The sequence below is a fragment of the Vibrio porteresiae DSM 19223 genome (assembly GCF_024347055.1).
In the GTDB taxonomy this organism is placed as follows: domain Bacteria; phylum Pseudomonadota; class Gammaproteobacteria; order Enterobacterales; family Vibrionaceae; genus Vibrio; species Vibrio porteresiae.
The window spans coordinates 933,400-947,618 of sequence record NZ_AP024896.1 but is presented as its reverse complement, the minus strand read 5'-3'; the positions used below and the strand labels follow the sequence as shown (position 1 = coordinate 947,618).

Sequence of the window (14,219 nt, the reverse complement as noted above, 5' to 3'; positions counted from 1 at the left end):
GCCAGCTATGCTGGCTTCTTGGACAATAAAACGTCAAATCACTGCAACGCTTTGGATATCGCTTCCACACTCGCTTTGGCATCACCAAACAGCATCTGTGTATTATCTTTAAAGAACAGCGGATTTTGTACGCCAGCGTACCCGGTATTCATTGAACGTTTAAACACAATCACGTGTTTCGCGTTCCACACTTCTAACACAGGCATTCCTGCAATTGGACTACCAGGATCTTCCTGAGCGGCAGGGTTAACTGTGTCATTAGCGCCAATCACTAATACTGTGTCTGTTTGTGGAAAATCATCATTGATTTCATCCATTTCCAGCACAATGTCGTACGGAACTTTGGCTTCAGCTAGCAGTACGTTCATGTGACCCGGTAACCTTCCCGCGACTGGGTGGATACCAAAACGCACATTGATACCGCGACTACGCAGTTTCTCTGTGATATCAAACACAGGGTATTGAGCTTGAGCCACTGCCATACCGTACCCAGGAGTAATGATGACAGATTGGGAGTTTTTCAAGAGCTCAGCCACTTCTTCTGCTGTCGTTTCGTGATATTCACCCATTTCTTGGTCGCTAGAGACCGTCACTTCTTGGCCAAAACCACCGGCAATAACGCTAATAAATGAGCGGTTCATTGCCTTACACATGATGTAAGAAAGGATCGCACCTGATGAACCGACCAATGCGCCAGTAACAATCAATAGGTCGTTAGCTAGCATAAAACCAGCTGCCGCGGCCGCCCAACCAGAGTATGAGTTCAGCATAGACACCACCACTGGCATATCTGCCCCACCGATGGATGCTACTAAATGGTAACCAAAGGCGAACGCGATAAGTGTCATTAGAATCAATGCCCAAACACTACCATCCACTTTGACAAAGTGAATCAACAACCATAGAGAAACCAATACGGCGATCAAATTGAGCTTATGTTTATGTGGTAGGTTAAGTGGCGACGATTTGATCATACCGCTTAATTTGCCATACGCGACGATTGACCCAGTAAAAGTGACCGCACCGATGAAGACACCCACAAACACTTCTACCAAATGAATAGTGTGTTCAGCAGATGATGCCAACAGAGGTGCATCGACAAAGCTGTTGTAACCCACCAATACCGCAGCCAAACCAACAAAACTATGCAGAACCGCGACAAGCTCAGGCATCTGAGTCATTTCAACTTTTTTGGCTAATTGAATACCAATACCAGCGCCAATCACCATCGCCAAAATGACCCACGATACGCCATGGCTATCCGGGCCAAGTATGGTCGAGATAAGCGCAATCGCCATCCCGATGATACCGTAATAGTTACCAGCTCTAGCGGAGGTCTGTTTTGAAAGACCAGCCAAACTCATAATGAAAAACAAGGCAGCAACGATGTACGCTGCTTGAACCAATTGTGCAGACATCTTTAACTCCCTTAGTCTTTACGGAACATTTGCAACATACGTTTGGTGACGGTGAAGCCGCCAAAAATATTAATGCTGGCGATAAGAATGGCAAAAAACGCCAGAAACGACACTAAACCGTGGCCCTGACCAATCTGCAGTAGTGCCCCAACCACAATAATCCCTGAAATCGCATTAGTAACTGACATCAACGGAGTATGAAGTGAGTGTGATACATTCCAAACGACGTAATAACCCACTACACAAGCCAAGACGAAGACAGTGAAGTGACTTAAGAAAGCACTAGGTGCAACAGAAGCGACCCAGGCAAAGGCCCCGACAGCGACAACCAAACCAGCCGCCTTTTTCCAAGGTGACATCGGTTTTGGTGGCTCTTTTGCCACAGGTTTGGTGACTTTGGGCGCGGCTTTCGCTTGTGCAGAAACTTGAATCGGCGGTGCAGGCCAGGTAATTTCTCCAGCTTTGATTACAGTAACACCACGTACGACTACATCTTCAAAATCAATGGTAATGGTGCCATCACTCTCTTTGCACAGCAGTTTGAGTAGGTTAACAAGGTTAGTCGCATAGAGCTGTGAAGATTGTGTAGGTAAGCGACCGACCATGTCAGTGTAACCAATGATCTTCACCCCATTGTCGGTGGTAAATACCTGATCTTTCACCGTGTATTCGCAGTTACCGCCGTTAGCTGCAGCAAGGTCAACAATGACACTGCCTGCTTTCATGCTGTTGACCATCTCTTTGGTAATCAACTTAGGCGCAGGTTTGCCCGGAATCAGCGCGGTGGTGATGATGATATCCACCTCTTTTGCTTGCGCTGCATACAGCTCCGCGGCTTTGCGATTGAAATCATCCGACATCTCTTTGGCATAACCATCGCCAGAACCGGAGTTTTCTTTAAAATCGACGGTTAAAAACTCTGCGCCCATCGATTGAACTTGTTCTTTCACTTCAGGACGAACATCGAACGCACGAACCATGGCGCCAAGACTACCCGCTGCACCAATGGCCGCTAAGCCTGCAACACCTGCACCAGCAACAAAGACTTTCGCAGGTGGAATCTTACCCGCTGCCGTAATTTGCCCCGTAAAGAAACGGCCAAATTGATGCGCTGCTTCAACCACAGCACGGTAACCTGCAATGTTAGCCATTGACGATAACGCATCGAGTGATTGAGCACGCGAAATACGTGGAACGGCATCCATGGCTAAGACATTGACATTTTTATCCGACAGTTTCTGCATTAATTCAGGGTGTTGAGCTGGGTAAATAAAACAGACTAACGTGGTGTTTTCTTTAAGTAATGCCAATTCATCCACAGAGGCTGATTCGCCATAAAGTGGTGCGTTTACTTTCAAGATCAGGCTACATTCCCACACCTTCTCTTGATCTACAATGGAAGCTCCTGACTCTTCATATGCCGCGTCATCGAAACTTGCTAGCGCACCTGCGCCACTTTCGATACATACTTCAAAACCGAGCTTGATTAACTGTTTCACAGAACTTGGAGAGGCTGCTACACGGGTTTCTCCGTCAGCCCTCTCTCTTGGTACACCAATTTGCATATCATTTCCTTGAAATACTGACCCGATGACATTCGTTTCTATCGAAGGCTGAGATGCACTGCAAGTGGTTTGTATGTAAATTTCTAACTTGAGCCTATTTTCTCTATAAAAATTCACAGACTTACAGTAAATACCGCATTTTATTTTGACTAAATAACACCAAAAGTGTCTCTTACGACGTCTTCGGTAGTCGCGACATTCTACTGTTCATCGTATAGCGTTACTCATACGGCAACTTAAATTAACGATTGCTGATAAAGACAATTCGCCAAAATAACGCTTTTCGATGACTAACCTAGTGTAAAAGAAAGGGAAAGAGTGGTTCTGTGAATCAGTAACAAAAAGCGCCACAAAAAAGTGGCGCTTAGACAAGAGAATCGCTTGATAAACACATTAAGAGAAAATGCTGTCGCCCATCTGGTCGATAAACATTTGCGATTTTCGCAGCATCAATTCGTCCGCATCGGCTTTACTTGGTAACACATCAGAACGGATAAAACGGTGGGTTTTAAGCTCATCGCCAACTTGTTTTGTAATGCGGCCGGCAATACGATATTGACCACCTTCTGATAACGCCTCTTGATATATCAAATAGCCTTTGTACTCAACAGGTGTTACTTCTTTCACTTCTGGTGTTGATTTGCCACCAAATAAACGAGAAAACAGCCCCACAATAACTCCTTAATCAGTGGTTTTTAGGTTTCATAACCGGCGTTTCGTACCATTCAAGTTCTGGGTCTTCATCAAATCTTGTGGCGTGCCAAGTCATTGGAATGTCAGTATCGCGATTTTTACGTCTATCTTCAACGATCATCGACAAGGCAACTGCAATCGCCGTCTCTGCATGCTGCTTAAGCACCATTAATCGGTCTTCAGGTAGTGCCGATAAAAAGTCGATATCGTGGCGAATATACACAGGTCTGAGCTGATTAAGCGCAAGACAGGCAAGATCCGCCAGTTGTTCGTTGTCAAAACGGTCAGCAAAATGTTCTTGCGCTAATAACTGCCCTACTAACGTTTCCATATAATTATGTACATCGACATTAATTTGCATCAGGTAGTCCTCTTATCGGTCTTCACATTAACACTAATCAACACTTTGACTTTTATCAACAAATCACCAGCACACCATGTAACAGTGACTAGAATTGCCTCAATAATTAGATTTTGCCTAAAAAACTTAATTTCGGTTCAATATTTGCATTTCGTTCAATCATCTCGGAGTTTAGAATGTCGCTCTTTTGATCTTTCCAGATCCACTGGCGCATCCTTAAACACACATGTATACACGCTTATTCACTTCACACTGGTTTCGGATTGTCTGCCCTGTGCTCCTAATCAGTTTACTCTGGTTTGGGATGAACAGTGTGGTTCAAGTCATGCAAGCTAATCTCGGATTTGCGATCTACATGCCTTATGTTTTGCTCTGCAGCGCTTTTCTAATTGCTTACTTCTTTCGCCAAGGGCGAGTGGCGATGATCTCTATCGCTCTGTTTGTTTGTTATTGGTTGATTCAACACACATTAATCGGGCCAAACGTACAAGATCTGTCATTAATTAAGCTGTCTCTTTTAGCATTCTTATTGCCCGTTGCCTGCTGGCAAATCTATCTCTTCAAGAATGAAACCATTTGGCATCCAGGCTTTGCCCTCTTTCTCGTTATCTTGGTGCTATTGATTGGTTGGGCTGAGTTAATTGTCTCTAACCCCGACCATTTAGCTATTCAGTATTTAATGGCGTTTCTCTCTAGCACCCAGTTAAGCAGTTCACCGTTACCAGGCGTACTCACACTCTATATTGCGATTTTAACTCTGTTTGCTGGAATTCTTGTTTATTCGCACAACCGTCTTTCTGATGTGGTGATCTACTCAACACTTTTGGTAGCTGGCAATGCGTTTACTCGTTTTGATGTCCCTTTTATTTCCAGCATCATGTTTTCGGTGATTGCGGTCTTGATGATGGTCTATTTACTCTCCACCAGCTATAAGATGGCGTTTACCGATCCGTTAACACAGCTTCCCGCCAGGCAAGCGCTTGAGATCGACCTGCGTCAACTTGGCCGAAAATATACCCTAGCAATGTTAGATATTGATCACTTCAAAAGTTTCAATGATACCTACGGACATGATGCGGGAGACGACGTATTACGTTTGATTGCTAGCCGACTCGCCTTAGTTAAAGGGAACGGTCGGATTTATCGCTATGGGGGGGAAGAGTTTTTAATTGTTTTTAAAGGTAAAAATGCTCAGCAGTGTGCTCCTTTGCTGCAGCTGATTCGCGAAGACATTGCCACTTATCCGCTGGTATTGCGTAACTACGCTAAACGCCCAAGTGATAATACTCAGGGACGTCAATATCGACATGTACCCTACAAACAAGATTGTCTGTCATTAACCGTAAGTATTGGTATTAGCGATAGTTTTCAAGGTGACACTGTCACTGAAATACAAGAAAACGCCGATAAGGCCTTATATCGGGCTAAAAAAGCGGGCCGTAATTGCATTAAGATCTATGACCCAACCGATTATTAAACCGCTATAAAGAAAGACCTCTCAGTACCATATCTATGACAAATTCGGTCGCTTGATCAAATTCATTATCATTTAATGGATTACCATTAATCAGCAAGATTTCCGTATCAAAATCGGCGTAAAACTGGGTCGCTCCCCAAATCAAGAACAGTAAATGCAATGGATTGATTGGTCGAATTTGCCCTTGCTCAATCCAGTGTTGGATCACGTTCGCTTTCCCTGTTGTCCATTCCACCACAGGCAATTCAATCGAATCATGAATGATCGGGGCTCCTTGAATGATCTCTTGGGCGAAGATTTTTGACTCTTGCGGATGCGTACGGCTGTATCGCATCTTTCCTTTGATATAACGACGCAGCACTTCTGCTGGTGGTTGCGTTGCTGCATCCTCATCAAAACCTTCATTCCACAGGTTAAGAATGTCTTGAAGCAGTGCTTTATACAGACCGGCCTTTGACTTGAAGTAATACAAAATATTGGCTTTAGGCAAATTAACACGATCGGCAATCGATTGGATCGATGTTCCTTTATAGCCGTGTTTCACGAATTCATCTGCAGCCGCCGCCAAAATGATCTGTTCATTACGACGACGAATATCCCCCGCAGAGGCAGAACGATTAGGTGAGACTTCTTTTTGCACTACATATTCCCTGTTCAAACGATGATAACGGTGATGTGATTGCACCATTTGGATACAACTGCACAATTATGTGCCACATAGAATAACGAATTATCTGATAACTATACAGATTTTCTCGTTAACCTCGTTAAATTTATCTTCTGTCTTCGCCAATTCGTTAACTAACTATTTCGTTTAATTCCCAACACGACGCCCCCATCGTCTTTCGCTCACTTCACCCTATTTTTCTATTTCACAACGGGTTAGACCTTTTTATTACCATCATGATGGGCATTTTCTGCGTAAGAAATTGATCGTCTCCATTTTTTTACTGAGACAATTCTTTGCCTGCTACGTATAAAGTTGAACACCTGGTCAGGTTTTTGCATATTTGTAACAAATAACGAGCATGGAATACGCTTATTAGACAATAACAACGAAACCAACGTGCCACGACATCTCGGTGTTGAGTTTCGGTCAGTAGGACAGAGGAAGTATGCTAGAGATAATGATAAACAGTGAGGTCGTCCAAATTGAAAGGGCGAGTGCCGATACCATGTTACTCACCTATTTACGTGAGCAGCAGCAAATGACCGGCAGCAAAGAAGGTTGTGGCAGTGGCGATTGTGGCGCCTGCACCGTGGTGCTGGTCTCTCTTGATAACCAAGAGGAATTGACCTTTCATCAGATCAATTCTTGTATTACTCCGCTTCACGCACTGCACGGCAAGCAGATTATTACCGTTGAATTTCTCAACCAACAAGGTAGTTTACACCCAATTCAAGAACGCTTGGTTGCTGCACATGGTTCGCAATGCGGTTTTTGTACCCCTGGGTTTATGATGTCGCTCTATGCGTTATCCAAACAGACTCAATTGACCAGCGAACCAGTCGATTATCTGGCTGGAAATTTGTGCCGCTGTACTGGCTATGGTCCAATTATCGATGTGGCGAATTCATTGGCACAAAAGCCAGTAATAGACCCATTAGCGACCCACTTCGCCAATACTATCCATTGGATGAAACAGGTGAAGCCGCTCACCAGTGACAGTTACTATCTCCCTAAGACCCGCAGCGAGTTAAGCCGCATTCGCAAAGCGCACCCCAAAGCTCAATTAATTGCAGGCGGGACAGACCTCTCTTTGGTAGTGACTCAGCAATGGCAACCGTTAGAAAGCCTAATCGATGTTTCCCAAGTAGATGATCTCACCACCATTAGTGAGTCTTCGCAAGGTTGGCGCATCGGCGCTTCAGTGTCATTACACGATGTGCATCAATGGCTAAAAACTCACTTACCCAGTGCTCAAGAGCTATTTCATCGTATTGGCAGTATGAGTATTCGCCACCGCGCGACGATGGGCGGCAGTTTAGGGCACGCTTCGCCGATTGGGGATATTGCTCCTTTGTTGCTCAGTTTGGATGCCAGCATCGAGCTCGATGACGGTGACACCAAACAAACCATCGCTGCACAAGACTTTTTTGTCGGCTATCGCCAAACCGTACTTAAACCTAGCCAGTGGATCAGCGCGGTTGTGTTACCAAAGTTACAACGTAATGACAAACATGCCGTGTATAAGGTCAGTAAACGTTTTGAAGATGATATTTCAACGGTTTGTATTGCGATTAACGTTCGCTTTGACGAGCACGGACAGATCAGTCAATGCGCTATTGGTGCGGGAGGTATCGCCGATAGACCGATTCGTTTATCTGCTGTAGAACAGGTGTTACTCGGTCAACCTTTTACCTCAAACGCACTATCCCAAGCGCAACAAGCCATCACGCAAACCATACATCCACTGACTGACGTTCGCGGATCGGCGCAATATCGTATTTTGCTGGTGCAAAATCTACTGCAACGCTTCTATTTAGACCTTCAACAGATTCCAACCAGGTTGGTGCATCATGCGTAAACTCACATCACTAAAACCATCAACCTCCTATCAAGACCAAGCCACTATTGGTCAATCGCGAGCCCATGAAAGCGCCCATAAACAAGTGTGTGGTAGTGCCCCATTTGTGGATGATGTTTTAACCCCCCATGGTTGTCTTCATGCCGCCGTTATCGTGAGCAGCATTAGCAAAGGGAAAATCACCGCCCTGGATTTATCGGCAGTCAAAGCCGCCGCAGGAGTCGTTACCGTATTAACCGCAGATGCCATTCCCGGCGAAAAAGACATTGGTACCGTGCATAAAGGCGATCCACTGCTGACCATCGATGACGAGATTCGTTACTTTGGCCAACCGATCGCTTTAGTGATTGCCAAAACACATCAACAGGCTTGGCAGGCTACATTGCACGCCAAAGTTGAGTATCAAACTGAAGCACAACCGATCACTACCTTTACCCAAACGCAAGGTCAAGCGCCACTGTTACCCAATCACACCATTGGTAATTTGGTTTCTCATGAAGCATTGGCTAGCCAAGCTATTTACCTTACCGGGGATATTCATGTCGGCGGACAAGAACACTTCTATCTAGAAGGCCAGTGCGCCCTCGCACAGTTAACCGAAGATCGCGGCATCTTTGTCCAAAGTTCAACGCAAAACCCAACCGAAGTACAAAAGCTCATTGGTGAAGTGCTCAACATCGATTTTAATCAAGTGGTCGTGGATATGCGCCGCATGGGCGGTGGTTTTGGTGGTAAAGAGAGCCAAGCCGCGCAGTGGGCGTGTCTGGCTGCGCTCGGGGCGACCATCACTAACAAGCCGGTGAAATTACGCTTACCAAGACGCATCGATATGCAAGCCACCGGTAAACGTCACCCGTTTTACAATCAATACCAAATTAGCGCCAACGCCAAGGGACAAATATCAGCCGCCAATATCGATATTAATGGGCTATGTGGACATTCGGCCGATCTGTCCGATGCGATTGTCGATCGCGCGATGTTCCATGCCGATAACGCCTATTCCCTCGGTAATGCCTGTATTTCCGGCAATCGCCTGAAAACAGATACCTGTTCTCATACCGCTTTTCGTGGTTTTGGCGGTCCACAAGGGATGATCGTAATTGAAAAAGTGATGCAGCAACTTGCTCTTCTCACAGGTCGCGATGCATTGGATGTCCGTTACGACAATCTCTATCGTCCAAACCGCGATGTTACCCCTTATGGGATGAAAGTTGACGAAACCCAAACCATGCTCACGATGATGAAGCAACTGGAACAATCGTGTGACTATCGCCAGCGGCGCAAAACCATTGATAAGTGGAACCAAACCAGCCCAGTGCTTAAAAAAGGTCTTGCACTGACTCCGGTGAAATTTGGCATTTCCTTTACCGCTCAACATCTCAACCAAGCTGGCGCATTAATCCATATTTATACCGATGGCTCAGTACAAGTCTCCCATGGCGGCACCGAAATGGGGCAAGGCTTGCACACCAAGGTTCAACAAATTGTCGCGCAAGCGTTTGGTATTCACCCAGATAAAATTCTGGTGACCTCAACTCGTACCGATAAAGTACCCAATACCTCGCCGACCGCGGCCTCTTCCGGCGCTGATTTAAATGGCATGGCAGCGTACAACGCAGCGGTCATGATTAAAGAGCGTTTGCTAGATGTGGCTCAGCGTCACTTTGCCACAACTGAAACACTGACCATTGAACAAGAAGAAGTCGCGTATGGCGATAAAGCCCTTTCTTGGCGAGAACTGGTGCAAATGGCTTATCTCAATCGTGTCTCTCTTTCTGCTACTGGCTATTATCAAACCCCTAAGATTGGTTACGATCGCAGTATGGGCTGTGGCCGACCTTTCTACTATTTTTCCCATGGCGTTTCATGCAGTGAAGTGACCATTGATACCTTAACGGGGGAAAGCACCATCGATCGGGTCGATATCTTGCATGATGTCGGTCAGAGTATTAATCCGGCGATCGATATAGGCCAAATTGAAGGTGGTTTTATTCAAGGGATGGGATGGTTAACTTCGGAAGAGCTGGTGTGGGACACACAGGGTAAGTTACTCAGTAACAGCCCGATGAACTACAAGATCCCAAGTATTGGCGACTACCCTAAGTCTCTGCAAATTGATCTTTACACTACCCCCAATCCCGAGCAGACCATTTATCGTTCTAAAGCGGTCGGCGAGCCACCATTTATGCATGGCATCAGTGTCTGGTGCGCCATTTATGATGCGATTGCCGCGATTGGTAACTACCGTTTTGATCCTAATCTGCATGCTCCCGCTACGGGCGAAAAGATATTAATGGCCTGTTTAGCGGTGCGCGATGCAGCGAAGCAATCGGTGATGGAGGAAGCTCATGTCGAATATGAATGATTCACATACCAAAATAAGCGGGACACACACCTTTACTAACGGGAAAATAACGGGGACACACACCTTAGATTGGTTAAGTGCGTGTCAGCAGCTCAACCAGTTAGGCTACCCCTACTGCGTTGCAACTGTGCTCGCCCATGCGGGCTCCGTACCGCGTGCCAGCGGCGCCAAAATGGTCATTAGTTCCACTGAGCAGTTTGATACTCTAGGTGGCGGTCATTTGGAATACCAAGTGATTGAGCATGCCCGTAACGCACTGAATCAAGGTAATGCTGAAATGGGAATTGTACGCTTTGCATTAGCCGCCGACCTTGGTCAATGCTGCGGCGGCGCAGTGCAAGTGTTGTTTGAATATTTTCAGACCGACACGCCCCATGTGGTCATCTTTGGTGCGGGTCATGTCAGTGCCAATCTGTGCTCTATCCTTAGTCATTTACCCTGTCGTGTCATGGTGGTGGATAGTCGCCAAGAATGGTTAGATAAGCTCGCTTCGACAGGCGTCACACTGCAACATCATCCTGATCCACAAGCAGAAATATCCCTATTGCCAAGTGGAAGTTACCTTGTCATTATGACTCATGACCATCAGCTCGATTACTCGTTGTGTAAAGCGGCTCTTTCTGAGCAACGTTTTGCTTTTGTCGGGTTAATTGGGTCGCAAGGTAAAAAACAGCGCTTTTTCTATCGATTAAAAGAGGATCTAGCGGATCCACAATGGACCGAGCAATTAACCTGTCCGATTGGCCTTGATACTGTGCCGGGGAAACTGCCGATGCAAGTGGCGGTCTCGATAGCCGGACAACTGATACAACGCTTTGCCATGGATAAGGCAAGTGAACATACTGAGCCAAAAGAGTCACAATTGGCACTCCATTGGCAACACGCCAACGAGGTGCGTAAACAGCTAAGAGAAGCCCATCATGGATGAAAAGACCACACTAAGTGGTGATCAACTCAAACAAATCTGCGCTAGCCGACACTGGCAAACCCTAATGGCCGACGCTGTAGCACAGCATGACTCAACGCACTGGTTGCAATTAGCTGATCGCGCTTTTGAACAATTGACCGAAGCCGATTGGCTTGAAGCGTTTCATGGTCACCCGATGATCGGCAATATAGATACGTTGAAAAAGAAGTATGCCCATGGTCGAAATTTAAGTGCGCAAGAACAAGGACTAGTGAAACTTGCTGCACATGATATAGTAGAAGAGCTTCATGAGCTGAATCAGGTGTATCTCGATAAATTTGGATTCATTTTTATCGTGTGTGCCAGTGGCAAAACCGCAGCGGAAATGCTCGCTTTGCTAAAAGCTCGCCTGCCTAACACGCGTGAGCAAGAGTTACCGATTGCAGCTCAAGAGCAAAGGAAAATCAGTCATATCAGGATGGAAGCCTATTTATGAGTCAATTAAGCTGTCATGTACTAGACAATACCAACGGTATTCCGGCCTCCGGCATCACCGTCAAAGTATCTCGTTTAGGAAGTTTTGAATGCCTTGCGGAAGGCATTACCAGTGACGATGGTCGCGTTGATTTTGGTGAAACCCGTTTTGCACCAGGTAATTACACCCTCCGTTTTCTTGTCGCCCCCTATTGTGAAGAGACCTTCGGTCAAACCTTTTTCCCGATGATCGATATTCATTTCACTATTGTCGACAAGCGCCACTATCACATTCCCCTGTTACTTTCTCCGTTTGCGTTTAGTAGTTATCGAGGAAGTTAGTTATGCCTTTAGAAGTACATCGAGGCCGTCTATTTCATTTCCCTCACATTACCGCTTCGCCTTGCGAACAGTACCAATATCTTGAAGATGGCGTATTGGTTGTTGATGAGGGGAAAATTGTCGGGTTGGGTGATGCCAATGACTATTTACAAGCGCATCCGCAACTCGCCAGTCAAATCATTCAGCACCAAGGACTATTGGTGCCTGGGTTTATTGACGCTCATGCGCATTACCCACAAATCGAAATGATCGCCAGTTTTGGTCAGCAGCTGCTCGATTGGCTACACGATTACACCTTTCCAACCGAACTCAAGTTCATCCAACGGGAGTATGCTAGAGAACAAGCCGACCTTTTCTTAGAACAACTGTTTGCGCACGGGACAACCACAGCTGCCGTGTTTGCAACGGTTTTTCCCCAATCGGTCGATATGTTCTTCGAAGCAGCCCAAACCTTTGATGCAAGGATGATATGCGGCAAAGTATTGATGGATCGTTTTTGTCCGGATGGGTTGCGAGATACCCCTGCTCAGGGTTATCTCGATAGTATCGATTTGATTGAGCATTGGCATAATAACGGTCGTGCTCTTTATGCTATTACGCCCCGCTTTGCACCGACTAGCACGCCACAACAACTGAAAAAAGCGGCGCAACTGGCGCACAAATACCCTGACGTATTTATTCAAACTCATCTGAGTGAAAACGTGAAAGAGATTGCCTTAGTTAAGCAGTTGTTTCCGCATAACAAAGATTACCTCGACGTTTATGAATCAACGGGGTTATTGCGCGAGCGCGCGATATTTGGTCATGGTGTTCATTTGACCCATTCTGAAATGAAAAGACTCGCGGCCTCTGGGGCTACCGTCGCCTGCTGCCCATCATCCAACCTATTTTTAGGCAGCGGATTGTTCCCGTTTGACAAAGTCAAACAAAGTGGCACTCACATCGCTTTTGCCAGCGATGTTGGTGCGGGAACCTCAATGAGTTTGTTTGCTAACATGGCCGATGCCTACAAAGTGTGTCAATTGCAGCACTACAGCCTCGACCCATTTGAGGCCATGTATCACTGCACGCAAGGTTCCGCAGTTGCCTTTAAATTGGAAGACAAAATCGGCAACCTCAATGTGGGAACAGAAGCGGATTTTGTCGAGCTCAACCCAAGCGCATTTCCCATGCTTGAACAGCGCATCAAAGGGGCTAAATCGCTGCAAGATGAGTTGTTTGCCTTAATCATTTTAGGTGATGAGCGGGTCATCGATAAAACCTACGTGTCTGGGGTGAAAGTATTTGATCGCCACAAACATCAATGGACTCATCCCTCCTTTTCGGTCGTCAGCGCTTTCTAAACTGCTTATCTGACTTCACTCAATGGAGTGCGATGAGCGCCGCGATAATCAAGACTGGTCATTGACCAGTCTTTTTATTGCCCAGGCTTTTTATTGCGAAATTACATTCAACCAATCTCTCTCACTCCTTAACACTCGAGCTCATAAATTACTGTAAACAATAGTAAAGAAAGAAACTATTGAGTACTTGGATGTCTTATTCTGGTACCCACAATTATGGGTCAAACTTTCAACCTGTTATACCTCAATTAAAACCAAGGAAATTGTGTGAACCGTTTATTCATTTGTCTATTTGCCTGCGCTTTAGGTGTGTCTGCATCAACCTTTGCAAGTGATTCATTCTCTGATGATCAGCCACCACAAATGCCAAACAATGGGTCCAACAGTGGGCATCCACCGAGTTTTAGCGACTTTGACACCAATGGCGATGGCGTATTAACCGAAGACGAAGTGCAAGGACCAATGCGTCGTGATTTTAGCCAAATCGATGCTAATGGAGATGGGCAAATTACCGAACAAGAGATGGATACCTTTATGCGCAACCACAAACCGCCACAAGGTCGTGGTGGCAATAACCAAGATTCAGATGAGGATTAATCGTCATATCAATCCAGTCATTAAGGGTGTGTGTCCTGCTAAATATCAATCCAGTCATTAACGGTGTGTGTCCCGCTAATTAAATGACTCTTCCTGATAACGACTAGATAGCTAAAGATAGGTAAACGAACCAACGTTAGAAAGCCGCT

General features: G+C 45.8%; 13 protein-coding genes. 8 read left to right on the top strand and 5 right to left on the bottom strand.

Going from position 1 to position 14,219, the window contains the following annotated elements; all coding sequences use genetic code 11:
- Window positions 1–38: 38 nt before the first annotated feature.
- From pntB to OCV11_RS20945, 4 genes are all read right to left on the bottom strand, one after another.
- Window positions 39–1,418: a Re/Si-specific NAD(P)(+) transhydrogenase subunit beta gene (gene pntB, locus OCV11_RS20960; protein ID WP_261896351.1), complete on the bottom strand. Its 1,380-nt coding sequence runs from the start codon at window positions 1,416–1,418 to the stop codon at window positions 39–41.
- Window positions 1,419–1,429: 11 nt separating this feature from the next.
- On the bottom strand, window positions 1,430–2,983 hold the full coding sequence (locus OCV11_RS20955) for a Re/Si-specific NAD(P)(+) transhydrogenase subunit alpha (protein ID WP_261896350.1): 1,554 nt from the start codon (window positions 2,981–2,983) through the stop codon (window positions 1,430–1,432).
- A gap of 393 nt (window positions 2,984–3,376) precedes the next feature.
- Window positions 3,377–3,655 carry an HlyU family transcriptional regulator gene (locus tag OCV11_RS20950; protein ID WP_261896349.1) on the bottom strand — a complete coding sequence of 93 codons (279 nt, stop codon included), beginning with the start codon at window positions 3,653–3,655 and terminating at the stop codon, window positions 3,377–3,379.
- A gap of 13 nt (window positions 3,656–3,668) precedes the next feature.
- Complete coding sequence (locus OCV11_RS20945; RefSeq protein WP_261896347.1) at window positions 3,669–4,037, bottom strand: late competence development ComFB family protein; 369 nt, start codon at window positions 4,035–4,037, stop codon at window positions 3,669–3,671.
- Window positions 4,038–4,362: 325 nt separating this feature from the next.
- Here OCV11_RS20945 and OCV11_RS20940 point away from each other — a divergent pair, with 325 nt between their 5' ends.
- A complete protein-coding gene (locus OCV11_RS20940) occupies window positions 4,363–5,514 on the top strand; it encodes a GGDEF domain-containing protein (RefSeq protein WP_261896346.1) in 1,152 nt (383 codons plus the stop codon).
- 4 nt (window positions 5,515–5,518) lie between these two features.
- On the opposite strand, the gene OCV11_RS20935 is transcribed toward OCV11_RS20940, so the two are convergent.
- A complete protein-coding gene (locus OCV11_RS20935; protein ID WP_261896345.1) occupies window positions 5,519–6,154 on the bottom strand; it encodes a TetR/AcrR family transcriptional regulator in 636 nt (211 codons plus the stop codon).
- 487 nt (window positions 6,155–6,641) lie between these two features.
- Between OCV11_RS20935 and xdhA the strand changes: the two genes are divergently transcribed.
- From xdhA to OCV11_RS20900, 7 genes are all read left to right on the top strand, one after another.
- Window positions 6,642–8,042 carry a xanthine dehydrogenase small subunit gene (gene xdhA / locus OCV11_RS20930; protein ID WP_261896344.1) on the top strand — a complete coding sequence of 467 codons (1,401 nt, stop codon included), beginning with the start codon at window positions 6,642–6,644 and terminating at the stop codon, window positions 8,040–8,042.
- Window positions 8,035–10,407 carry a xanthine dehydrogenase molybdopterin binding subunit gene (gene xdhB / locus OCV11_RS20925; RefSeq protein ID WP_261897940.1) on the top strand — a complete coding sequence of 791 codons (2,373 nt, stop codon included), beginning with the start codon at window positions 8,035–8,037 and terminating at the stop codon, window positions 10,405–10,407. Before xdhA ends, xdhB begins: the two co-directional genes overlap by 8 nt.
- Window positions 10,391–11,335 (top strand): xanthine dehydrogenase accessory protein XdhC, encoded by a 945-nt coding sequence (xdhC, locus tag OCV11_RS20920; protein ID WP_261897939.1) that lies wholly within the window; start codon window positions 10,391–10,393, stop codon window positions 11,333–11,335. The genes xdhB and xdhC overlap by 17 nt, the downstream gene beginning before the upstream one ends.
- On the top strand, window positions 11,328–11,810 hold the full coding sequence (locus OCV11_RS20915) for a 2-oxo-4-hydroxy-4-carboxy-5-ureidoimidazoline decarboxylase (protein ID WP_261897938.1): 483 nt from the start codon (window positions 11,328–11,330) through the stop codon (window positions 11,808–11,810). Before xdhC ends, OCV11_RS20915 begins: the two co-directional genes overlap by 8 nt.
- Window positions 11,807–12,130 carry a hydroxyisourate hydrolase gene (gene uraH, locus OCV11_RS20910; protein ID WP_261897937.1) on the top strand — a complete coding sequence of 108 codons (324 nt, stop codon included), beginning with the start codon at window positions 11,807–11,809 and terminating at the stop codon, window positions 12,128–12,130. The genes OCV11_RS20915 and uraH overlap by 4 nt, the downstream gene beginning before the upstream one ends.
- A 2-nt stretch (window positions 12,131–12,132) precedes the next feature.
- Window positions 12,133–13,473: a guanine deaminase gene (gene guaD, locus OCV11_RS20905; RefSeq protein WP_261897936.1), complete on the top strand. Its 1,341-nt coding sequence runs from the start codon at window positions 12,133–12,135 to the stop codon at window positions 13,471–13,473.
- 267 nt (window positions 13,474–13,740) lie between these two features.
- Window positions 13,741–14,070, top strand: coding sequence for an EF-hand domain-containing protein (locus tag OCV11_RS20900; RefSeq protein ID WP_261897935.1), 330 nt, complete (start codon window positions 13,741–13,743; stop codon window positions 14,068–14,070).
- Window positions 14,071–14,219: the final 149 nt, after the last annotated feature.

Excerpts from the sequence above, each read along its gene's own strand:
- guaD (WP_261897936.1), top strand. The coding sequence starts at position 12,133 with ATGCCTTTAGAAGTACATCGAGGCCGTCTATTTCATTTCCCTCACATT.
- xdhC (WP_261897939.1), top strand. The coding sequence starts at position 10,391 with ATGTCGAATATGAATGATTCACATACCAAAATAAGCGGGACACACACC.
- OCV11_RS20915 (WP_261897938.1), top strand. The coding sequence starts at position 11,328 with ATGGATGAAAAGACCACACTAAGTGGTGATCAACTCAAACAAATCTGC.
- OCV11_RS20940 (WP_261896346.1), top strand. The coding sequence starts at position 4,363 with ATGCAAGCTAATCTCGGATTTGCGATCTACATGCCTTATGTTTTGCTC.
- pntB (WP_261896351.1), bottom strand. The coding sequence starts at position 1,418 with ATGTCTGCACAATTGGTTCAAGCAGCGTACATCGTTGCTGCCTTGTTT.
- xdhB (WP_261897940.1), top strand. The coding sequence starts at position 8,035 with ATGCGTAAACTCACATCACTAAAACCATCAACCTCCTATCAAGACCAA.
- OCV11_RS20955 (WP_261896350.1), bottom strand. The coding sequence starts at position 2,983 with ATGCAAATTGGTGTACCAAGAGAGAGGGCTGACGGAGAAACCCGTGTA.
- uraH (WP_261897937.1), top strand. The coding sequence starts at position 11,807 with ATGAGTCAATTAAGCTGTCATGTACTAGACAATACCAACGGTATTCCG.
- xdhA (WP_261896344.1), top strand. The coding sequence starts at position 6,642 with ATGATAAACAGTGAGGTCGTCCAAATTGAAAGGGCGAGTGCCGATACC.
- OCV11_RS20945 (WP_261896347.1), bottom strand. The coding sequence starts at position 4,037 with ATGCAAATTAATGTCGATGTACATAATTATATGGAAACGTTAGTAGGG.